General features: G+C 74.3%; 17 protein-coding genes and 2 tRNA genes. 10 read left to right on the plus strand and 9 right to left on the minus strand.

From position 1 onward, the window contains the following. The first annotated feature begins 250 nt into the window (after window positions 1–250). The 6 genes from gyrB to AB2L28_RS13920 all read left to right on the plus strand — a co-directional run bounded on the left by gyrB (window position 251) and on the right by AB2L28_RS13920 (window position 7,513). Window positions 251–2,329, plus strand: coding sequence for a DNA topoisomerase (ATP-hydrolyzing) subunit B (gene gyrB / locus AB2L28_RS13895; RefSeq protein WP_370719573.1), 2,079 nt, complete (start codon window positions 251–253; stop codon window positions 2,327–2,329). A 55-nt stretch (window positions 2,330–2,384) separates the two neighbouring features. Next, entirely contained in the window at window positions 2,385–5,126 is a 2,742-nt protein-coding gene (gene gyrA, locus AB2L28_RS13900) for a DNA gyrase subunit A (protein ID WP_370719574.1), read from the plus strand. Between the two features lie 158 nt (window positions 5,127–5,284). After that, window positions 5,285–5,656 carry a DUF3566 domain-containing protein gene (locus tag AB2L28_RS13905; RefSeq protein ID WP_370719575.1) on the plus strand — a complete coding sequence of 124 codons (372 nt, stop codon included), beginning with the start codon at window positions 5,285–5,287 and terminating at the stop codon, window positions 5,654–5,656. Between the two features lie 64 nt (window positions 5,657–5,720). Next, window positions 5,721–5,794 (plus strand) — tRNA-Ile (locus AB2L28_RS13910). A 110-nt stretch (window positions 5,795–5,904) separates the two neighbouring features. Then, window positions 5,905–6,915, plus strand: a complete 1,011-nt coding sequence (locus tag AB2L28_RS13915; protein ID WP_370719576.1) for an AAA family ATPase — start codon at window positions 5,905–5,907, stop codon at window positions 6,913–6,915. 10 nt (window positions 6,916–6,925) lie between these two features. Further along, window positions 6,926–7,513: an arsenate reductase/protein-tyrosine-phosphatase family protein gene (locus AB2L28_RS13920; protein ID WP_370719577.1), complete on the plus strand. Its 588-nt coding sequence runs from the start codon at window positions 6,926–6,928 to the stop codon at window positions 7,511–7,513. An 18-nt stretch (window positions 7,514–7,531) separates the two neighbouring features. Here the strand turns inward: AB2L28_RS13920 and AB2L28_RS13925 are convergent, their stop codons facing one another. After that, window positions 7,532–8,923, minus strand: coding sequence for a tyrosine-protein kinase domain-containing protein (locus tag AB2L28_RS13925; protein ID WP_370719578.1), 1,392 nt, complete (start codon window positions 8,921–8,923; stop codon window positions 7,532–7,534). A 202-nt stretch (window positions 8,924–9,125) separates the two neighbouring features. Here AB2L28_RS13925 and AB2L28_RS13930 point away from each other — a divergent pair, with 202 nt between their 5' ends. Next, the gene (locus tag AB2L28_RS13930) at window positions 9,126–10,532 is read left to right on the plus strand and encodes a sugar transferase (protein WP_370719579.1); all 1,407 of its coding nucleotides are present in this window, start codon (window positions 9,126–9,128) and stop codon (window positions 10,530–10,532) included. After that, the gene (locus AB2L28_RS13935; RefSeq protein ID WP_370719580.1) at window positions 10,529–11,650 is read left to right on the plus strand and encodes a glycosyltransferase; all 1,122 of its coding nucleotides are present in this window, start codon (window positions 10,529–10,531) and stop codon (window positions 11,648–11,650) included. The genes AB2L28_RS13930 and AB2L28_RS13935 overlap by 4 nt, the downstream gene beginning before the upstream one ends. A 4-nt stretch (window positions 11,651–11,654) precedes the next feature. Here AB2L28_RS13935 and AB2L28_RS13940 read toward each other — a convergent pair whose 3' ends face one another. The 7 genes from AB2L28_RS13940 to AB2L28_RS13970 all read right to left on the minus strand — a co-directional run bounded on the left by AB2L28_RS13940 (window position 11,655) and on the right by AB2L28_RS13970 (window position 19,786). Further along, window positions 11,655–11,801 (minus strand): hypothetical protein, encoded by a 147-nt coding sequence (locus AB2L28_RS13940; RefSeq protein ID WP_370719581.1) that lies wholly within the window; start codon window positions 11,799–11,801, stop codon window positions 11,655–11,657. Window positions 11,802–11,865: 64 nt separating this feature from the next. Continuing rightward, the gene (locus AB2L28_RS13945; protein WP_370719582.1) at window positions 11,866–13,452 is read right to left on the minus strand and encodes a methyl-accepting chemotaxis protein; all 1,587 of its coding nucleotides are present in this window, start codon (window positions 13,450–13,452) and stop codon (window positions 11,866–11,868) included. Between the two features lie 111 nt (window positions 13,453–13,563). Beyond that, complete coding sequence (locus AB2L28_RS13950; protein ID WP_370719583.1) at window positions 13,564–15,039, minus strand: lipid II flippase MurJ; 1,476 nt, start codon at window positions 15,037–15,039, stop codon at window positions 13,564–13,566. Further along, window positions 15,039–16,175 (minus strand): glycosyltransferase family 4 protein, encoded by a 1,137-nt coding sequence (locus tag AB2L28_RS13955; protein ID WP_370719584.1) that lies wholly within the window; start codon window positions 16,173–16,175, stop codon window positions 15,039–15,041. The genes AB2L28_RS13950 and AB2L28_RS13955 overlap by 1 nt, the downstream gene beginning before the upstream one ends. Further along, window positions 16,172–17,299: a glycosyltransferase gene (locus AB2L28_RS13960; RefSeq protein WP_370719585.1), complete on the minus strand. Its 1,128-nt coding sequence runs from the start codon at window positions 17,297–17,299 to the stop codon at window positions 16,172–16,174. The genes AB2L28_RS13955 and AB2L28_RS13960 overlap by 4 nt, the downstream gene beginning before the upstream one ends. Then, window positions 17,287–18,702 carry an O-antigen ligase family protein gene (locus AB2L28_RS13965; protein WP_370719586.1) on the minus strand — a complete coding sequence of 472 codons (1,416 nt, stop codon included), beginning with the start codon at window positions 18,700–18,702 and terminating at the stop codon, window positions 17,287–17,289. The genes AB2L28_RS13960 and AB2L28_RS13965 overlap by 13 nt, the downstream gene beginning before the upstream one ends. Next, window positions 18,674–19,786, minus strand: coding sequence for a glycosyltransferase (locus AB2L28_RS13970; RefSeq protein WP_370719587.1), 1,113 nt, complete (start codon window positions 19,784–19,786; stop codon window positions 18,674–18,676). Before AB2L28_RS13970 ends, AB2L28_RS13965 begins: the two co-directional genes overlap by 29 nt. Before the next feature lie 114 nt (window positions 19,787–19,900). On the opposite strand from AB2L28_RS13970, the gene AB2L28_RS13975 reads away from it, so the two are divergent. Together AB2L28_RS13975 and AB2L28_RS13980 are read left to right on the plus strand one after the other, a co-directional pair. Beyond that, window positions 19,901–20,017, plus strand: a complete 117-nt coding sequence (locus tag AB2L28_RS13975) for a DLW-39 family protein (RefSeq protein ID WP_370719588.1) — start codon at window positions 19,901–19,903, stop codon at window positions 20,015–20,017. A gap of 13 nt (window positions 20,018–20,030) precedes the next feature. Then, window positions 20,031–20,103: transfer RNA gene (locus tag AB2L28_RS13980), tRNA-Ala, on the plus strand. Window positions 20,104–20,161: 58 nt separating this feature from the next. On the opposite strand, the gene AB2L28_RS13985 is transcribed toward AB2L28_RS13980, so the two are convergent. Further along, window positions 20,162–21,058, minus strand: coding sequence for an aminoglycoside phosphotransferase family protein (locus tag AB2L28_RS13985; RefSeq protein WP_370719589.1), 897 nt, complete (start codon window positions 21,056–21,058; stop codon window positions 20,162–20,164). Window positions 21,059–21,171: the final 113 nt, after the last annotated feature.

Below are 21,171 nucleotides of genomic sequence, written 5' to 3' on the forward strand. Positions count from 1 at the left end.
CGCCGGCCCCGGGGACGGGTCGAGCCGGGAGACGGCTCAGGACCGCCCGACCCCCCGGTGCGTGGTCCCCCACGTCGGAGGGGGTCACGACGCTCAGGGACGCGCAGAGCCGCGTGCAGCGACGGGGAGGGCCTCGGACGGGGTAGACTGTCCACGAACCTGGTGGTCACGCGGGCCCCTGGATCGCACGGGCCGCCGGCTCGCCACGCCCGCGCTCGGCCGCCTCGACGCGGAGGGAGAGCACGCTCTCGTGCCAGACCAAGAGACGCCCGGTCCCGAGGACGCGAACCCGCAGGACGTGAACCCCGAGGACGCACCCTCCCTGGCCGACGCGGTCACCCCCGACGGGGTCCCGAACCCCGAGTACGGCGCGGACGCGATCACCGTCCTGGAGGGTCTGGAGGCCGTCCGCAAGCGGCCCGGCATGTACATCGGGTCCACCGGTGAGCGCGGCCTGCACCACCTGGTCTACGAGATCGTCGACAACTCCGTCGACGAGGCGCTGGCCGGGTACTGCGACACCGTCGACGTCACGCTGCTGGCCGACGGCGGCGTGCGCGTCGTCGACAACGGCCGCGGCATCCCCGTCGACGTCATGCCCGGCGAGGGCCGGCCGGCCGTCGAGGTCGTCCTCACCGTCCTGCACGCCGGCGGCAAGTTCGGCGGCGGCGGGTACGCCGTCTCCGGCGGTCTGCACGGGGTCGGCAGCTCGGTCGTCAACGCGCTGTCCACCCGGCTCGACGTCGAGGTCCGGCGGCAGGGCTTCGCGTGGCGGCAGTCCTACGAGAACGGCGTGCCGCTCGCGCCGCTGGAGAAGGGCGAGGAGACCGACGCCACCGGGACGACCATCACGTTCTGGGCCAACGACGAGATCTTCGAGACGACCGACTACTCCTACGACACGCTGCGGACGAACTTCCAGCAGCGGGCCTTCCTCAACAAGGGCCTCACGCTGAACCTCACGGACGAGCGCGCCCACCCCGAGGACGAGACGGCCGAGAGCGAGGACGACGCCCCGGCGCGGTCGGCGGGCTACCGCTACGACGACGGGCTCATCGACTACGTCAAGCACCTCAACGCGCTGAAGAAGAACGACCCGCTGCACGAGACGGTGATCTCGCTGGAGGCGGAGGACAAGGACAAGGGCATCGCCGTCGAGATCGCGATGCAGTGGACGACGGCGTACTCCGAGGCCGTCTTCACCTACGCCAACAACATCAACACCTCCGAGGGCGGCACGCACGAGGCGGGGTTCCGCACGGCGCTGACGAACCTCGTCATCGACTACGCCCGCACCGCCAAGCCGGCCATCCTCAAGGAGAACGAGTCCCTCGACGGCTCCGACATCCGCGAGGGTCTGACGGCCGTCATCTCGGTGAAGCTGTCCGAGCCGCAGTTCGAGGGGCAGACGAAGACCAAGCTGGGCAACACCCTGGCCCGCACCTTCGTGCAGGCGCAGGTGCGCGAGCACCTCGGGCACTGGTTCCAGGCCAACCCCAAGGAGGCCTGGACGATCGCGAAGAAGGCTCAGTCGGCCTCGATCGCCCGGCAGGCCGCCCGCAAGGCGCGCGAGGCCAGCCGCAAGTCGCTGCTGGAGCGCAACTCCCTGCCCGGCAAGCTGAAGGACTGCCAGTCCAACAACCCGGCCGAGTGCGAGGTCTTCATCGTCGAGGGCGACTCGGCGGGCGGTTCGGCCACCCGCGGTCGCGACCCGCGCACCCAGGCGATCCTGCCGATCCGCGGCAAGATCCTCAACGTCGAGAAGGCCCGGCTGGACCGCGCCCTGGGCAACCAGGAGGTCCAGGCCCTCATCACGGCCTTCGGCACCGGCATCGGGGAGGACTTCAACCCCGAGAAGCTGCGGTACCACAAGATCATCATCATGGCCGACGCCGACGTCGACGGTCAGCACATCCGCACGTTGCTGCTGACGCTGCTGTTCCGCTACATGAGCCCCCTCGTCGAAGGCGGTCACGTCTACCTCGCCCAGCCGCCCCTGTACCGCATCAAGTGGCTGGGCGGCATGGAGAACCACGAGTTCGCCTTCTCCGACCGCGAGCGCGACGCCCTCATCGAGGCCGGCCTCGCGGCCGGCAAGAAGCTCCCCAAGGAGGGGAAGACCCAGCGCTACAAGGGGCTGGGGGAGATGAACTGGGACGAGCTGTCCGAGACCACGATGGACCGCACCCACCGCACGCTGCTCCAGGTGACCCTGGAGGACGCCGCGGCGGCCGACGCCGTCTTCTCGGTGCTCATGGGGGAGGACGTGGACTCCCGCCGCACCTTCATCCAGCGCAACGCCCGCGACGTGAGGTTCCTCGACGTGTGACCGCTGTTCCCCGTGGAACACCCGCCGAGAACCGTGAGCTGAGAGGCACCACCCCGTGAGCGAGAGCACCACCGAACCCCCCACCGGCGACCGCATCGAGCAGGTCGACCTGCAGGCCGAGATGCAGCGCTCGTACCTCGACTACGCGATGAGCGTCATCGTGTCGCGCGCGCTGCCGGACGTGCGGGACGGCCTGAAGCCGGTGCACCGCAGGGTGCTGTACGCGATGTACGACGGCGGGTACCGCCCCGACCGGGGGTACTCCAAGTGCGCCCGCGTCGTCGGCGACGTCATGGGGCACTACCACCCGCACGGCGACACCTCGATCTACGACGCCCTCGTCCGCCTCGCCCAGGACTGGTCGCTGCGCTACCCGCTCGTCGACGGCCAGGGGAACTTCGGTTCGCCGGGCAACGACCCGGCCGCGGCGCCGCGGTACACCGAGTGCCGCATGGCACCGCTGGCCATGGAGATGGTCCGGGACATCGACGAGGAGACCGTCGACTTCTCCCCGAACTACGACGGTCACACGAACGAGCCCGACGTCCTGCCGAGCCGGTTCCCGAACCTGCTGGTCAACGGTTCGGCCGGCATCGCCGTCGGCATGGCGACGAACATCCCGCCGCACAACCTGCGCGAGGTCGCGGCGGGGGCGAAGTGGTTGCTGGACAACCCGGACGCCTCCGACGACGAGCAGCTCGCGGCGATGCTGCAGCGCATCAAGGGGCCCGACTTCCCGACGGGTGCGCAGATCCTGGGCCAGCGGGGCATCGCCGACGCCTACCGCACCGGTCGCGGGTCGATCACGATGCGCGCGGTCGTGACGGTCGAGGAGATCTCGGGCCGCACCTGCCTGGTCGTCAGCGAGCTGCCGTACCAGGTCAACCCGGACAACCTGGCCGAGAACATCGCGAACCTCGTGCGCGACGGCCGGCTCACCGGCATCGCCGACGTCCAGGACCACACGTCGGGGCGCACCGGTCAGCGGCTCGTCATCATCCTGCGCCGCGACGCCGTGGCGAAGGTCGTGCTGAACAACCTCTACAAGCACACCCAGCTGCAGCAGAACTTCGGCGCGAACATGCTGGCGCTCGTCGACGGGGTGCCGCGCACGCTGCCGATCCACGCGTTCCTCAAGCACTGGATCACGCACCAGTTGGACGTCATCGTCCGCCGCACGCGGTTCCGGCTGCGCAAGGCCGAGGAGCGTGCGCACATCCTGCGCGCGCTGCTCAAGGCGCTCGACGCCATGGACGAGGTGATCGCCCTCATCCGGGCCAGCGCCACGGTCGAGATCGCCCGCGACGGGCTGATGGAACTGCTCGACATCGACGAGATCCAGGCCCGCGCCATCCTCGAGATGCAGCTGCGCCGCCTGGCCGCCCTGGAGCGGCAGCGGATCACCGACGAGTACGACGAGCTGATGCGGCTCATCGAGGACTACCACGACATCCTCGCCCGCCCCGAGCGGCAGCGGCAGATCGTCGGCGACGAGCTGGCCGAGATCGTCGAACGGTACGGCGACGAGCGCAAGACGCAGGTCCTGCCCTTCGAGGGCGACATGACGGCCGAGGACCTCATCCCCGTCGAGGACGTCGTCGTCACCGTCACCCGCGGCGGGTACGCCAAGCGCACCCGGACCGACCTGTACCGGGCCCAGCGCCGCGGGGGCCGCGGGGTGCGGGGGGCCAAGCTGCGCGAGGACGACGTCGTGGAGCACTTCTTCACCACGACGACCCACCACTGGTTGCTGTTCTTCACGAACCTGGGCCGGGTCTACCGCGCCAAGGGGTACGAGCTGCCCGAGGGCGGCCGGGACGGTCGCGGGCAGCACGTGGCGAACCTCCTGGCGTTCCAGCCGGGGGAGCGGATCGTCGCCGTCCTCGACATCGAGGACTACGAGCAGGCGCCGTACCTCGTGCTCGCCACCCGCGGGGGCATCGTCAAGAAGACCCGGTTGTCCGAGTACGACTCGAACCGCTCCGGCGGTCTCATCGCCATCAACCTCCGCTCCCACCCGGGTCCGGACGGTGACGAGGAGGTCGACGACGAGTTGTTCGGCGCCACGCTCGTCGGGGAGGGGGAGGACCTGTTCCTCGTCTCCCGCAAGGGCATGAGCGTCCGCTTCGAGGCGACCGACGAGAACCTGCGCCCCATGGGCCGGGCGACCTCGGGGGTCACGGGCATGAAGTTCCGCGGCGACGACGAACTGCTCGCGATGGCCGTCGCCCGCGACGACCTGTTCGTCTTCGTCGTCACCGAGCTCGGGTACGCCAAGCGCACCAGGATCGACCAGTACCGCCGGCAGGGTCGCGGTGGGCTCGGCATCAAGGTGGCGAAGCTGACCGAGGAGCGCGGTGACCTCGTGGGGGCGCTGACGGTCTCCGCGGAGGACGAGGTGCTCGTCGTCATGCAGGGCGGTCGCGTCGTGCGCTCCCGCGTCGACGAGGTGCCGGACAAGGGCCGCGACACCATGGGGGTCACGTTCGCCCGCCCCGAGACCGGTGACCGGATCCTCGCCGTGGCCCGCAACGCCGAGCGCGTCATCGACGAGGAGGTGGAGGCCGAGGAGGTCTCCGCGGCCACGACGGAGGCCGCGACGGATCCCACCGACGACCCGCTGCTCGACACCGCGGGCGGGGGCGACGACCAGGCGGCCGCCGACGGTGCCGACGAGGCGTCCATCGGTGGAGCACCTGTGGAGGATCGGGGCGACGACCCTGTGGCGGGGGCGGCCGATGGCGTACCGTCGTCCGAGGCTCCGCCGAGTGAGCCCGACACCGGAGGTGACGAGTGACCCCCGCCGAACGCGCGACAGCTTCGTCGGCAGCGGCTGGCACGCAGGGCAAGGCCCCGGCGACCGGTCAGACCGGGCGCCCCGCGGCCGACCCGGCCCGGCCGGCGGCGTCCGGCCCAGCTTCCGGGCAGCAGACCGGGCCCCGTTCCCGCAACGGGGTGGACGCCGTTCCCCGGCGGGTGCGGCTGTCCCTGGCCCGGGTCGACCCGTGGTCGATCACCAAGCTGTCGTTCCTGCTCTCGGTGGCCGTCGGGATCGCCCTCGTGGTGGCGACGGCGGTCATCTGGAGCGTCCTGAGCGGCATGGGCGTCTTCACCGACCTCAACGGGCTGCTGACGGACGTCGTGGGCAACGAGGTCGACTTCGACCTGCTCGACTACGTCGGCTTCAGCAAGGTGCTCTCGCTCGCGACGGTCATTGCCGTGGTGGACGTCGTGCTGCTGACGGCGCTGTCGACGATCGTCGCCTTCCTGTACAACGTGTCCGCCGCCCTCGTCGGCGGTCTGCACGTCACGCTCTCGGACGACTGACCTCGCGCGGGTTCGGAGCACCCGCGCGGGTCCGGTAAGGTTGTCCCCGCTGCGTGCAGCGAGCGGGCCTATAGCTCAGTCGGTTAGAGCGCTTCCCTGATAAGGAAGAGGTCGGAGGTTCAAGTCCTCCTAGGCCCACCTCCGAACCCCCGTGGACGTGACGTCCGCGGGGGTTCCGTCGTCCCCGGGCCCGTCGCGCCTGCCCCGAGCGTCGGTGACCGCTGAACTACCCACGGTAAGATCGCAGGGTGGAGGGACGGCTGCTGGCCACGGCCGCGCAGGTGCGGGAGCTCGTGGAGAGCCACTGCGCGGGCGACGAGACCAGGTTCCGGACCGCGGTGACGGACGTCCTGGACACCGCCGGGCGCAAGGGCGATCGCGCGCGCGAGGTCGAGGAGCTGCGCGGCCTGCTCGGCACCCGGCGGTCCGCCGCCCGCCCCCAGACCCCGCCGCCGCCGGCCCCCACCACCGTCGTCCAGCCCCGCGGGGAGCTGGCGCAGGTCCTCACCGTCGCCCTGCCCCGGGCCACCCTCGGCGACCTCGCCCTCGGCAGCGACGTCATGGCCCGGTTGCACCGGGTGCTCACCGAGCAGCGGCACGCCGACGCCCTGCGCGCCCGCGGGTTCGAGCCGCTGCGCACCGTGCTGCTGACGGGCCCGCCGGGCACCGGGAAGTCCATGACGGCCGAGGTGCTGGCCGCCGAGCTGGCCGTGCCCGTCTTCACGGTCCACCTGGAGACCTTCGCCGACCTGCCCGCCGCCGAAGCGGGCGCCAAGCTGTCGCTCGTCTTCGACCTGCTGGCCCAGAGCCGGGCGGTGTGCCTGTTCGACGGCGTCGACGCGCTCATCGACCCCGACGGCGGCGAACGCAGCCGCACCAGGCTGCGGGACGTGCTGCGCACCTTCACCGGCCACCTCGACACCGACGCCTCCGCCGGGGTCCTCGTCGTGACCACCGACCGCCCGCAGCTGCTGGACCGTCCTCTCCTGCGGCACTTCGACACCGTCGTCGAGTACCCGCTGCCCAGCTCGGGGGTCGTCCAGGAGGTCGTGCTGCGCAGGCTCCGGGGGTTCGACCTGTCCTCGGTCGAGTGGCCGCGGGTCGCCTCGACGGCCAGCGGCCTCAGCCACGAGCAGGTCTCGGCCGCGGCCGTCCTGGCCGCCAAGCAGTGCATCCTCGACGGCACCGCCCAGGTCGAGACCGGGGCGCTGCTCGCAGCGCTGCGGGAACGGCGGCAGATGCTCAAGATGGCCCCGTGAGGAGACCGGGGTGAGGGCCAGGTTCGAGGTCCTCCTCGTCTGCACGGCCAACGTCAGCCGGTCCCCGATGGCGGCCTCCCTGCTGCGCCACCACCTCCTCGAACGCTTCGGGGAGCGCGCCGCGACCATCCGCGTCGCCAGCGCCGGCACGGCGGCCCTCGCGGGGGTCCCGGTGGACCGCGACGTCGCGACGGTCCTGCGCACCCTCGGCCGGCCGGACCTCACCGGTGGGGACCCGGCGCGTCAGCTCGACGCCGGGCTCGTCAGGGCCGCCGACCTCGTCCTGACGATGACGCGCGAGCAGCGCGGCGCCGTCATCGCGCTCGTCCCCCCGGCGCAGCGGCGCGTGTTCACCGTGCTGGAGCTGGCGCGCATCGCCCGGATGCTCGGGGCGCAGGGGCGGTTGCCCGCGAGCGCCTCGCCGGCCACCGGGTGGAAGGCGCTCGTCGGTGCCGCCCCGGCCTGGCGGGGACCGACGGCGCCCAGGGACCCGGCCGGCGACGACGTCGACGACGTCCACCGGGCCGAACCGGCGGTGCAGGTGAAGGCGGCGCGGCGTCTGGACGAGGCGCTGGCCGCGGTCGTCGCGGTCGTGTGAACCCGCACCGGGCCGGGCTCAACGCTCCAGCAGGACGTGCTCGGCGTCGTCGGGCGTCGCCGGCTGGTAGCCGTAGCCGTACTCGTAGGCGCAGCTGTACTCCGACGTCTTCGTCGGCACCATCGTCAGGACCCCGCCCAGGACGGTGGCGTCGACGGCTCGCAGCCGCTCGAGACCGCGGGCGAGGTGCTCACGCGTCGTCTTGGCGTGCTTGACGACGACGACGGCGCCGTCGGCCTGCCGGGCCAGGACGGCCGCGTCGGCGACCGGCAGCAGCGGCGGGCTGTCGACGACGACGAGGTCGGCGCGGTCGCGCAGGCGCTGCAGCAGTTCGCTCATGTGCCGCGAACCCAGCAGGGCGGCGGGGTTCAGCGGGATCGGGCCGGCGGCCAGGACGGACAACCCGGTGTCGCCGTAGGGCTGCAGGACGTCGTCGAGGTCGGCCCGGCCGGCCAGGACGGTCGTCAGCCCGGCGCTGTCCTCCACGCCGAGGTAGTCCGCCACCCGCGGCAACCGCAGGTCCCCCTCGACGAGGATGGTCCGCAGCCCGGCCGTCGCCGAGGTCAGCGCCAGGTTCACGGCCGTCGTGCTCTTGCCCTCCCCGGGCAGCGCGGAGGTGACGACGACCAGGCGCGGGGGGTGGTCCACGTCGGCGAACTGCAGGTTCGCGCGGATCTGGCGCAACGCCTCCGACTGGGGGGAGCGCGAGCCCTCGACGACGAGTTCGGGGCGCTCGCCGCCGGCGCCCGAGGGCACGGACCCCAGGGCGGGGGCGCCGAGGTCGGAGATCGTCGTCAGCGTCTTCACCGTCGTGTCCAGGACCTCGCGCAGGACGGCGAGCCCGGTCCCCAGGACCGCTCCGGCGAGCAGGCCCAGGGCCAGGGCCTTCGCCAGGTCGGGGGCGATGGGGTCGCTGCGGACCTCCGCGGGTCGCAGCACGGTGATGCGGACGGGGCTCACGGTCTCGGGGGTGGCCTGCTCGAGCTCGGTGACGGCCGTCCCGAAGTGCTTCGCGACGGAGTTCGCGACGTCGGCGGCCAGCTGCGGGGAGGACTCGTCGACGGTGACCTCGACGAGGACGGTCCCGAGGGGGGCGTTGGAGCCCACGTGCTCGGCCAGGGCGCGCGGTGTGGTGTCCAGGCCCAGGTCGCGGATGACGGGTTCGAGGACCTTCGGGCTCTCGAGGACGCTCGTGTAGGACTGGACGCGCTGCTGGGCGAACATGCTGCCCTGCATGAGGAGAGCGGCGTTGCCGGTGTCGTACATGGAGACGAACATCAGGCAGTCGGCGCGGTAGACCGGCGCGCTGGTGGCGTAGGTGCCGAACCCCGCCCCGCCGCCCAGCAGGACCGACAGGACCACGAGGACCCAGTGCTTGCGCAGCGCGCGCAGGTAGTCGACGAGGTCCACGGGACCTCCATCGGTCGCCGTCCACCGCAGTTGACCCGGGCGCTCGACCTGCCCGGTGACCCCGACGCGACGGGGGACCGCCGAACGGGTTGAAACGGTCGGGACGGTCCCGCCGACCTCAAGCGGACACGCCGCGAGGACGACGAAGAACGGTGTCGAGCCCGTGGCGCGTGCTGCGGGCGCCCCGCTCCGGAGGACCCACGTGACCACGACCAGCGACCCGGGGACGAGCCCGCGCTCGCCCGGTCCTGCGTCGACCCGTCCGACCCCGGCGGGAGCGGTGCGGCGGGCAGGACGCCCGCGCCAGCCGCTGACGGCCCTCCTGGTCGCCACCGACGCGGTGTGCGTCCTGGCCGTCGTCCTCCTGCTGGGTCACGGCGATCCCGCCGTCGTGTTCGTGTCCACCTCCGCTCTCGTCGTGAACGCCGTCGCCGGTCTGTACCGGCCGCGGATGGACCTCAGCGTCCTCGACGACCTGCCGCTGCTGGTGGGGTCGAGCATCGCCTCCCTCGGTGTCGCCGCCATCGCCGAGGGTGCTCTCGGCGTCGGCGACGTGGACCGGAGCACGGTGTGGGCCGCGCTGGCGCAGACGGTCCTGGTCCTGTCGGCGCGGGCCCTCGTGTACGCGCTGCGCATCCGCCACCGGGTCGCCGGCCGGGTCGCCGTGCGCACTCTCGTCGTGGGGTGCGGTGGGCTGGGCGCCCAGCTCGTCGAGCACCTGCGCTCCCGTGAGCAGGGGCTGCTGCCGATCGGCTTCATCGACGACGACCCGCGGCTGCCCGCGGTCGAACGCCCCCTGCCGGTGCTCGGCGGCATCGCCGACCTCGAGCGCCTCGTCGTCCGGCACCGGGTCGACGTCGTCCTCATCGCCTACTCGAACGTCCCCGAGATGGTCGTCGTCGACGTGCTGCGCGGCTGCCGGGGACTCGCCGTCGAGATCTTCGCCGTGCCCCGGTTCTGGCAGGTCACCACCACCCACCGCTTGCTGCAGTCCGTGCGGGGGGTGCCGCTCGTGCAGCTGCGCCGGCCGGCGTTCCGCGCCGCGACCTGGCCGTGCAAGCGCGTCGTGGACGTCGTCGCCTCCGCTCTCGGCCTCGTGGTGGCGCTGCCCGTCCTGGTCCTGTGCGCCGCCCTCGTGCGCCGCGAGGTCGGCCCCGGGCCGCTGTTCCGCCAGGAACGGGTGGGGCTGGACGGCCGGACCTTCGCGCTGCTGAAGCTGCGGACGATGCGCCCGGACGCCGCCTCCGACGTGCGGTGGAACGCCCACGACGACGCCGGGCCGGTGGGCGGCTGGTTGCGCCGGCTGTCCCTCGACGAGCTGCCGCAGCTGTGGAACGTGCTGCGCGGCGACATGTCCCTCGTGGGCCCGCGGCCCGAGCGTCCGCACTTCGTCGAGCGCTTCACCCTCGACTACGACGACTACCTGTGGCGGCACCGCGTGCCCGTCGGGGTCACCGGCTGGGCGCAGGTGCACGGGCTGCGGGGTGACACCTCGATCTCCGAGCGCGCCCGCTTCGACAACTTCTACGTCGAGAACTGGTCGCTGTGGCTGGACGTGAAGATCCTGCTGCGCACGGTGGGGCAGGTCCTCAGGGCGGCGGGACGGTGAACGCGCAGCCGCTCGTCCTCGTGCTGGGCACGGCCGACTGGAACGCCCCCGTCGCCACGAACCAGCACCACGTGACGGCGGCGCTCGCGGCCGCCGGTCCCGTCCTGTTCGTCGAGGGCGCCGGGACCCGCTCGCTGCGTCCCGCCGACGCCGCCCGCGTGCTGCGACGGCTGCGGGCACGGCCCTCCCTCGCCGGTCGCCCGGTCCCCGCGGGGGTGCAGGTCGTGAGCCCCCGGATCGTCCCGCACCACACGGCGCGCACCCGCCGGGTGAACAGCGCGCTGCTGCACCGGCAGGTCCGCCGCTGGGCGCAGCACCCCGGCCCGCGGCTGCTGTGGACGTACACCCCGTTCACGTACGGGCTGGAGCACGTCGCCGACCGCACGGTCTACCACCTCGTCGACCTGCTCCACGAGAACCCCGGCGTCGACCGCGGACGCCTGCTGGCCGCCGAGCGTGGACTGCGCGCCGACCTGGCGATCGCCACGAGCCCGGCGGTCGAGGAGCACCTGCGCCTGCAGGGGTTCACCCCCACGCGGTGCCTGCCGAACGTCTGCGACGTCGCGCTGTTCAGCGCCGCGGCCGCGGCCGGCGATGTTCCACGGGAAACATCGGCGGTCTTCGCCGGCACCCTCGCCCCCCACAAGCTCGACGGCGACCTGCTGCTGGACCTCGCCCGCGTCCTCGGGGACCGGCTGCGCCTGGTCGGCCCCCTCGTGGAGCCGGCGGACCCGTTGTGGCGCCGCCTCACCGCGGCGGGGGCGCAGGTCGTCGGCCCGCTCGCGCCGGCCGCGCTCGCCCGGGAGCTGGCGTCGGCGTCCGTGGGTCTCGTGCCCTACCGGATCTCACCCCTGACCCGGGGGATCTCCCCGTTGAAGACCTACGAGTACCTCGCCGCGGGGCTGCCCGTCGTCAGCACCCCGCTGCCCGCGGTCGCACCCCTCGACGGTGCCGTGTTCGTGCGCGACCGCGCGGCCTTCGTCGCCCAGGTGCGCGAGCTCGTGGACCAGGACGATCCCACGCGCCCCGCGCGGATGACGCAGCTGGCCCAGGGCCACGACTGGGACAGCCGCGGCCGGGAGCTGCGCGCGCTCGCGGGCGCCCTGCTCGCCGCCTGAGCGTTCAGCGCCCCGGGCCGCGGAGGTCCCGGTCCTGCGGGGGCCGCCGGCCGCGCCGCACGAGGAGCACGACCACCACGACGGCGACGACGGCGACGACGAGGAACGCCACGACCAGGGTGAACGGGTGGTCGACCAGGTTGCGGAACACCCCTCGACCCTACGGCGGAGCCCCGGACCGCGTCGGGGTCGACGCGATCCGGGGCCCGGTCCCCTCAGAGCCGGAAGGTCTCCACCAGGGCGTTGAGCTCGGCGGCCGAGCGGGCGACCTCGTCGGCGGTCGTCGCGGTGTGCCCGGCGCTGCTGGTGGTCTGGGACGCCGCCGCGGCGATGCCGGAGATGTTCACCGAGATCTCCTGCGAACCGGTCGACACCTCGGTCACGTTGCGGACCATCTCCGCGGTCGTCGCCGACTGCTCCTCCACCGCGGCGGCGATGGTCGCCTGCAGGCCGTCGACCCGGACGATGACCTCCCCGATCTGCTCGATCGCCGCGGTCGCGGCCTGCGCGTCGGCCTGCGTCGCACCGACCTTGGCGACGATCTCCTCGGTCGCCCGCGCGGTCTGCTGGGCCAGTTCCTTGACCTCCCCGGCCACGACGGCGAACCCCTTGCCGGCGTCGCCGGCGCGGGCGGCCTCGATGGTGGCGTTCAGGGCCAGCAGGTTGGTCTGCTCGGCGATGGAGGTGATGAGCTTGACGACGTCGCCGATCTCGCGGCTGGAGGTGCTGAGCCGGGCCAGCGTCTGCGAGGCGTCCTGGGCCGCGGCCACGGCGGTGGCGGCGGTGGCGGAGGCGTCGGCGGTGGCCGAGGCGATCTCGCGGATGGCCGACGTCATCTCCTCCCCGGCGGCGGCGACGGTCCCGATCGAGGCGGTGATCTGCTCGGTCGCGGCCGAGACGACGTGCGACTGGGCCGCCGACTCCTCCGCGCCACCGGACAGCTGCGTCGCCACCGCCGTCAGCTCCTCGCTGGAGGTCGCCAGGGTCGTGGCGTTCGCGCTGATCCGGCTCACCGTGGTCGAGAGCGAGTCCAGCGAGGCGTCCGCCGCGGCGGACAGGCGACCGACCTCGTCCTTGGCGGCGTAGCCGACCCGCTGGTCCAGGCGACCCTGGGCCAGACCCTCCATGACGGACACGGCCCGGCCCAGCGGGCGGGCGATGGAACGGGTGATCAGCACCGCGACGACGACGGACAGGGCGAGGGCGAGCAGGACGCACCCGACGAGGAGGGCCACGGCGTGCCGGTAGGAGGCCCTGCCGTCGGCGGCGATCCGGACGGCGTCCGCCGCCTCGGCCTCGTTGACCCGGTCCAGGGCCGTCGTGACCACGACGCTCTGCGGGTCCAGGGTGGCGGTGCGCTGCGCGACGAAGCCGCTGAGGTCGTTGGCCAGGGCCAGCGGGACCAGCGCCTGCGCCGCGTCGCGGTAGCCGGCGATGGCCTCGGTGTAGGCCCCCTGCTCCGCGTCGGTCGCGGCGGGGTCGGTGTCGAGGTAGGCCTGCCACGCCGCGTCGAGCGCCGCGCTGTCGGTCTTCAGCTGCTCCAGCACGGCCGCCGTGCCCGCCGCGTCGGGGGTCAGGGCGGCGTTCGCGACGTCCATCCGCACGACGCCGAAGGCGATCTGCACCTCGTCGGCGCGGTCCACCGAGGCGATCCCCGACGTGGCCAGGTAGTCCATCGTGTCCTGCGCGCTGCTCAGACGTTGCAGGGCGACCCCCGCCACGAGGAGCAGCAGCACCCCGACGACACCGAACCCGACGGCGAGCTTTCCGCTGACCCGCAGGTCGCGCAGCCGAGCCAGCACGAGGACCACCTCCCGACGACGGCGGTCCCGGCCTGCCCGGTCCCGTCCGCCTCTCCATCGGTCGAGGTGGCGCCGACCTGACGGGCCGGGGGCGCGTGCCACGCGCCGCCGCTACCCCCGCGGGCCGGGGGCGGACCCGCGCACGATGCCGACACCCACCCGGCGCCACGGACCGACCCCCAGCCAGGCCGCCCCCCACACCCCACCGACCGACCCCGCCACCGCGAGCAGCGCGAGCCACCCGTCCAGGCCGCGCCCCGCCCACCAGCCGAGGAACCCCGCGAGACCGGCGACGGGCAGGCACGCGAGCACCCACCGCCCCAGCAGCCCGGCCACCCCGAGGGGCCGGGCGGCGACGACCGTCGTCACCACCGCTCCCGCCGACGCCGCCAGCCCCAGCACCACCGGGCCGAGCACGGCGTGCAGCGACAGGTTCACGACCAGGGTCACGACGAGGCCCGCCAGGAGGGCTCCCGCGGCCGTCCGGTTCCGCCCCGCCGCGTTGAGCGCCTTGACGAGGACGTACGCGCACGACTGCGCCCAGAAACCCACCCCGAAACCCGTCAGCACGGCGGCGGACGTCACCACGGCCGACGCGTCGAACGCCCCGCGCGCGTAGAGCACCTGCACGACCGGCGCGCTGCCCACGGTCAGCACCACCGACGCCGGCACGACCACCAGCAGCAGCCCGGGCAGCGTCCCGGCGAGGCGCTCGCGGGCGGCGGCCCGGTCGAGCCCGGCCAGGGCCGCGAGCCCGGCCAGCCCGAGCGGGACGGCGAGCAGGTTCACGCCCGTCGTCGCCACGAAGCGGGCGTAGTCGACGGCGGCGACGACCCGGTCCCCGAGCAGGGAGGCCACGACGCGTTCGGCGACGACGGACCCCTGGAGCACGACGGGCAGCAGCAGCAGCGGGCGGACCCGCCGCCACACCAGTCGCAGCGTCCCGCGCGTCGCCGCCGCCGGCCGGGCCGGCAGCAGGTCGGCGACCTGACCGACGCCCCAGGCGTGCAGGCCGACGTAGGCCAGCGCGAACCCCGAGGCGAGCACCACGGGTTCACCCAGCAGCCAGGCCGCGCCGAGGGCGGCGACCGTCCCGAGGTTCTGCACCGTGGCGCGCACCCCGGCGAGCCGGAAACCGCCGTGCGACATCTCCAGGTAGCTCAGGAGCGAGAACTGCAGGTAACTGGGGATCCCGAGCGCCGTGACGCGCAGGAACTGCGCGCACACCGCGGCGGTCCCGGGTTCGAGACCGGGGGCGACGACGCGGACCACGGTGCCCGCCCCCGCCACGAGCACGACGAGGAGGACGGCGGACAGCACCCACAGGGCCCGGCGCAGCGACCGGAACAGGTCGTGCGCGCGGGCGGGGTCGGTCCGCAGGAGTTCCTTGTGCAGGGGCAGGAAACCGGCGGACAGGACGTCGGCGGTGAAGAGGTCGACGGGGGCCAGGGTGCCCGTCTGCGCGACGCGGGTCGCCGTCGCGGGAACACCCGTCCCGTACGCCGCCGCGAGCAGGACCTCGCGCAGCATCCCCAGGAGCTTGCCGGCCAGACCCCCGAGGACGAGCCGCCGGACGCCGTCGCGCATCACCGGGTGCCGAGGAGCCCGGCGTACCGGGTGGCCACGCGGGTCAGCGCGTACCGCTCCGGCAGCAGGGAACCCCCCGACCGGCCGCGGGCCAGGACGGTCCGCACGGCCGCGGCGAGCGCGGCGGGGTCCCCGGTGTCCACGCGGGCGACGTCGGTCCCCTCGACGGGGGCGGTCGTCCGGGACGTCACCGCGGGGGTCCCGCAGGCCAGGGACTCCAGGACGGCCATCGGCAACCCCTCCCGCCACTGCGACGTCAGCAGCGAGACGTCGGCGGCGGCCAGCACCGCGGGAACGCGGGCGCGGTCGATCGCCCCGAGGAACCGGACCCGGTCCTGGACACCCAGCCCGCGCGCGAGGTCGCCCAGGGCGGCCCGGTCGGGACCGTCCCCGGCCAGGACGAGGGTCGCGTCCGGGAACTCCCGCAGCAGGCGGACCGAGCGGTCCACCCGTTTCTGCGGGTGCAACCGCCCCACGACGACGAGCACGGTCCCGTCGGCCGGCAGTTCCGCCCGGACGCGGGAACGGGCGACGGGGTCGGGCCGGAACACCCCGGTGTCGACGCCGTTCTCGACGAGGTGGACCGGCGGCATCCCGGCGGCACGGCCCAGCGGGAACCGCGTCAACGACCGTGCGACACCCGGGCCGACGGCGACGACGTCGTCGAACCGGCGGTACGTCGCCACGTCCTTGACCAACCCGGAGACGCTGCGCGGCAGCGACACCAGGGGTTTCAGGCGGCGACCACCGAGTTTCGAGGCGATCTCGTCGAGCGACGTCCCGTGCGCCTGCAGCACGCACCGCGCCCCGGCGGCCTGCGCGAGGTCGAGGACGCCGAAACCTCCGGCGCTCACCGACAGCACACCGCCGGCGCCCCGGGTCAGGTCGGGCGCCACCGCGGCGCGGGACGCGGCCCACCACGAGCGCGAGTAGCGGCCCGGGACGGTCCCGGGCAGCGCGCGGACGCGGACCCCGTCCCGGTCGAACTCGGCCGGGTGCCCGGGGACCCGCGTGGTCACGACGGTGACGTCCGTCCCCCGCGCGGCGAGGGCGCGGCACAGGTCCCACGTCACCGACTCCATCCCGCCCGCGTGGTGCAGCGGCAGCGACCGCGCCAGGACGAGGACCCCGCTCACCGCGGGCCCCCCTCGGGCACCCCGTCGCGCAGCTCGTCGAGCAGGAGTTCCAGGTGCGCGGTCCGGGTGCGGACGTCGAAGTTCTCCCGGACGTGGCGCGCGGCGGCCTGGCCGAGGTCGGCGGCCAGCCGCGGACGTTCCAGGACGCGGCGGATCGCGGCGGCCAGGGCGTCCGGGTCCTGCTCGGGCACCAGGAGCCCCGTGGTGCCGTCGAGGACCGCGGAGGGGATGCCGCCGTGCCGGGTGGCGACGACGGGCCGGCCGAGGGCGCCGGCTTCCAGGAGGACCTGGCCGAGCCCCTCCTGGTCCCCGGTGGGCCCGGTGGTGCTGGGCAGGCACAGCAGCGACGAGCGGGCGGTGCGCCGCAACGTCTCGGCGTGGTCGAGGGCGCCGGTGAACTCCACGTCGAGCCGGAGGTCGCGCGCGAGGGCGGTGAGCTCGGCGCGCAGCGGCCCGTCCCCGACGCACGTCAACCGGACGCCGGGCATCCCCGTCAGCGCCCGGAACAGCGTGGCGTGCCCCTTCTTCGGCACGAGCCGGCCGACGTGGACGACGGTTCCCGGGACGGGGTCGGCCACGGGCAGGTCCTCCAGGTCGATGCCCAGGTGGTGCGTCACGGTGCGCTCGGCGGGGAAACCCCGGTCCAGCACCCGCCGGCGCAGGTGGTCGGAGACGGGCAGGAACAGGTCACCGCGGTGGGCCAGGGCGCGTGCGCGCCGCGCGTACGTCGCCCACGAGACGTGCCGGGCGCGCAGGAGGTCGGTGCGCGAGGTGGTGGCGTCCACGCCGTGGAACACCGTCGCGAGCGGAACCCCCGCGCGCCGGGTCGCGGGCAGCGCGCACGCCGCCTCGAACCCGAAGTGGGCCAGGACGGCGTCGACCCGCAGCGAGCGCAGCACCGCCGTCAGGGGCCCGCTGGCGAGCCCGGCCGTGTGCAGCGCGGCGGCCCGCGCTCCCGCGGCCGCCGCGAGCGAGTGCGACGCCAGGGCGCCGGCGACCTCGGCGGGCACCTCGTCGCGGGAGACCAGCACCGGTTCCCACCGGGTGAAGGCGCGGGCCTGGGTGAGGACGAAGGGTTCGGACGGCAGGCCGAAGGTGTGCCGGACGACGGCTACGCGGGGCACGGGACCTCCCGGGGTGCGGCCGCCAGCGCGGCCCGGTGCGCGGCGAGCCGGCTCGTCACGAGCCCGAGCAGCATCGCCAGCAGGATCATCGACTTCGCCTCCCCGTACACGGCGGTGTTGTCGCCCATGCCGTGGACGAGGACCCACCACCACGCACCGAGCGCGAACGCCGTGGTCCGCGCGAGGTGCGTCCCGACGTTCTTCACGACGGTCGCGGTGAGCACGACGAGGATCGTCAGGGCCAGGAGCAGCAGCCCGGCCACCCCGGGCAGACCGCTGGCGGCCCAGGCGGCGATGAGGAGGTTGTGCGGCGGCAGCGTCTGGATGCCGAGGGCCGCGAACTGCTCGACGGTGCGCGACCAGCCGCCGAACCCCAGACCGAGGACGAGGTGCTCGCGGAACATCCGCACCGCGAACTCCCACAGGGGAGCCCGGCTCGCGAGGCTCTCGGTGGAGGCGTCGGCGTACCCGGGCACGTACCGCTCCAGCAGCCGCGGCACGAGCCAGGCGCCCAGCCCGACGGCGGCCGCGGCCTGGGGCAGGAACCACCGCGCGTTCGGCCGGCCCAGGACCTGCACGCCGCGCACCGCGAGCGGCAGGACGAGCGCGAGCGCCGCCGCGGTCTTGGACCCGGTCGCGAAGGTCGCCGACCAGCAGAGGAGGGCGCCGGCCCCGTGGAGGCGTCTGCGGCGCCGGTGCGCGGCGCCGCGCAGGCCCACGCCCAGGGCGAGGAAGCAGAACGTGGCGACGCCGAGGAACATCGAGGAGACGTTGGCGTCGAGGAAGAACCCGCCGGCCTTCAGCGGGTCGGTGACGTTGTTGGCGCCGTCGGCGAAGAAGGCCCGCATGGCGTCCGGGCCGACGACGAGCGTGGCCAGCGGGGAGTGCAGGAACACCGACTCCACGGCGGGCGAGAGGCGGAACACCCACACGAGGACCGCGTTGACGACGGCCCAGCACAGGACGACGGTGAAGGGGCCGGTGAGGGCGCCGGCGCGGACCCGTTCGACCCGCGCGGCGTACAGGGCCAGGAACGCGAACGACAGCAGCCGAGCGACCTCCAGGACCCCGACCACCGGGTCCGGGGACCAGCCGATGGCGGCGCCCTGCGTGATCGCGAGGACGAGGATCGCGCGGAACACGGGGTCCCGGACGGGCAGCTCCTTGCGTTCGAGCAGCCAGCAGACGGCGATGAGGATGACCCAGCACTGGCTCAGCGGCAGGTTCAGCGTCCCCAGCGGCCCGACGAACACCTGCGGGACGGCGAGGAACGCGGCGACGGTCAGGCGCGTGCGGTCGGTCGCGGTGACGCAGAACAGCAGTCCGGTGAAGGCGCCGGCCACGCCGAGCAGCACCAGGACGATCACCGGGCGCTCACGGGCGCAGCACCCTCGTGTGCTCACCGACCCACTCGCGGACCCTGGCGGTGAAGCGGTCGACGTCGAAGGCGAGGGCCCGCGTCCGGCAGTCGGCCGCGCCGCACGCCTCGGCGCGGGGGAGGGCCTCGGCGAGTGCGTCGACGGCGAGGTCGTCCACGAGGGCCCCGGAGACGCCGTCGAGGACCGTCTCGCCCGACCCCCCGCGGCGGGGGGCCAGCACGGGGGTCCCGGACGCCATGGCCTCCACGGGGACGATGCCGAAGTCCTCGACGGTCGGGAACACCAGGACGGCGGCCCGTCGCAGCAGTTCCCGCACGGTGTCGCGGGAGGGACGGTCGAGGACGACGACGGGGACCGACGCGGTCGCGGCCCGCTCGCGCAGCACCGGCAGCAGCGGCCCGGTGCCCGCGACGACGACGGGGCGCCCCGCGCGTTCGGCGACGTCGACGGCGAGCAGGTGGTTCTTGTAGGGGACGAACCGGCCCAGGGCCAGGAGGAACCCCTCGGGCAGGTCGAGGGTGTCGGGCCCGGCGGCGGCGAAGCGGGCGACGTCGACGGGCGGGTGGACGACGACGGCCTCCCGGCCCCAGAACCGCTCGACGCGGCGGGCGACCTCGGTGCTGTTCGCCGCGAAGGCGGTGACCCGCCGGGCGGCGCGGTGGTCGGCGGCGGCCAGCGCGCGCCGGACCGGGGTCAGCAGGGGGGAGGTGCCGCGCCCGTCGAGCTCGGGGCTCCAGACGTACCGGGCCGGGGTGTGGACGTAGGCGAGGTGGACGCCGCCGGGGGCGACGAGCCGGTTCGACGTCGCGAAGGCGTGGTGGGACGTGAGGACGAGGTCGTAGGTGCCTTGGACGTCGCGGGCGTGCCGGGCCCAGGCGGCGGGCATGAGGGGCAGCGCGAGGGCGCGGTGGTCGCGGAGCCGGTCGAGCGCGGTGGTGCGGACGGCGCGGCCGCCGAGGTCGAGCGCAACGCCGGGCGCGGCGCTGAGCGCGTGCAGGTCCGCGTCCGGCCACGTCCCGGCGAGCACCTCGAAGACCTGCTCGGCGCCCGCGCGTGCCGCGATCCACTCGTGCACCAGCGCGGTGCGGGAGCCCGGGTCCGTGGTCATGACACCCCTCGGTCGGCGCCGTCACCGTCGACCTGAGCGCGATCACTCAGCGTGCTAGCGTTTCCGCGTCGTGACGGGTGTCCGCCGCGGCTCGTCCCGTGGGGAGGCCCGAACGTGAAGAAGCTGCTGGTGGTGGGTCTGCTCGCCGGGGGGGTCTTCGCGTGGCGCCGTCGGGCGTCGCAGAAGGCCGAGCGCGAGCTGTGGGCCGAGGCGACGGACACGGTGCGCTGAACCAGCACCACCCGGGGGCATGGCGCAATTGGTAGCGCACCTGCTTTGCAAGCAGGGGGTTAGGGGTTCGAGTCCCCTTGCCTCCACCGGTTGGACGAGGCCGGTCACGTCGAGGACGTGACCGGTCTCGCGCGTCGGGGCCCGTCAGGGCAGCACGGCGTCGAGGACGCGGCGCGCGAAGCGGCAGAACCGCGGGTTCGTCGCGTGGTGGTGCGGCATCGCGGTCAGGCCGACGAAGACCGCCCACCCGCGCGTGCGCAGGTCGGTCGCGTCGTCGAGGTGCGTGAGCCGGCGGAACTCCTCCCGGGCGTCGCCGGTGAAGAGGGTCCAGGCGGGGAGCCCGTCGCAGGCGGGGTCCCCGCCGCTCGCGCAGCCGAGGTCGATGACCGCCGCGAGGTCACCGTCGCGCAGCAGCACGTTGCCGGGGGTGAGGTCGCCGTGGAACCACACGGGCGGGCCGGTCCAGGCGGGCGCCTCGACGGCCCGGCGCCACAGGTCCAGGGCGGCGTCGACGTCCAGCCCGGCGGTCGGTCCCGTCGTGTCCCCGAGCTGCCGGGTGAGCGCGGCGCAGCGCTGGACGTGCTCGTCCGACCGGGCCAGCGGTGCCCCTCGTCCCCCCGTGCTCGGGCCGGCGGCGGGAGCGTCCGTCGGGTCCACGCGGCGCAGCGCGGTGACGACGCCGGCCAGGGACCGGGCCACCCGGGTCCAGTCGGCCCGAGCCGTGGGGACGGCGTCCTGACCGGGGATCCACCGCTGGACCGTCCACCGGCGCGCGAAGCCGTTCCCGGGCCGCCCGACGGCCACGACCGCCGGTAGCGCGGTGGGCAGGGTGCGGCTCAGGACGGGCAGCCAGCGCACCTCCCGGTCGATCTGCTGCTCGGCGGCGGGGGTGCGGGGCAGCCGCACGAGGAGCTCGCCACCCAGCCGGTGCACCACGTTGTCGGTGCCCGTCGTGCGCAGCGGGACGACGGGCAGGTGGGCCAGGTCCGGGAACTGCTGCTCGAGCAGCGCCCGGACCACGTCGGCGTCGGGGACGGTCACTCCCGCACCCGCCGCCTCGCCCCGCCGCGGTGCGGTGCGGTGCCGGGGCGACGCTCGTGCAGGAGGGGGGACCGCTCACCGTCCGAGGGTGGCGGGAGGGTCCCGGGTCCGGC

It is taken from the genome of Kineococcus mangrovi (assembly GCF_041320705.1).
GTDB classification, from domain to species: Bacteria; Actinomycetota; Actinomycetes; order Actinomycetales; family Kineococcaceae; genus Kineococcus; species Kineococcus mangrovi.

Coding starts and splice junctions, on each gene's coding strand:
- AB2L28_RS13950 (WP_370719583.1), bottom strand. CDS start 15,039: ATGCGCGACGGCGTCCGGCGGCTCGTCCTCGGGGGTCTGGCCGGCAAG.
- AB2L28_RS13970 (WP_370719587.1), bottom strand. CDS start 19,786: ATGACCACGGACCCGGGCTCCCGCACCGCGCTGGTGCACGAGTGGATC.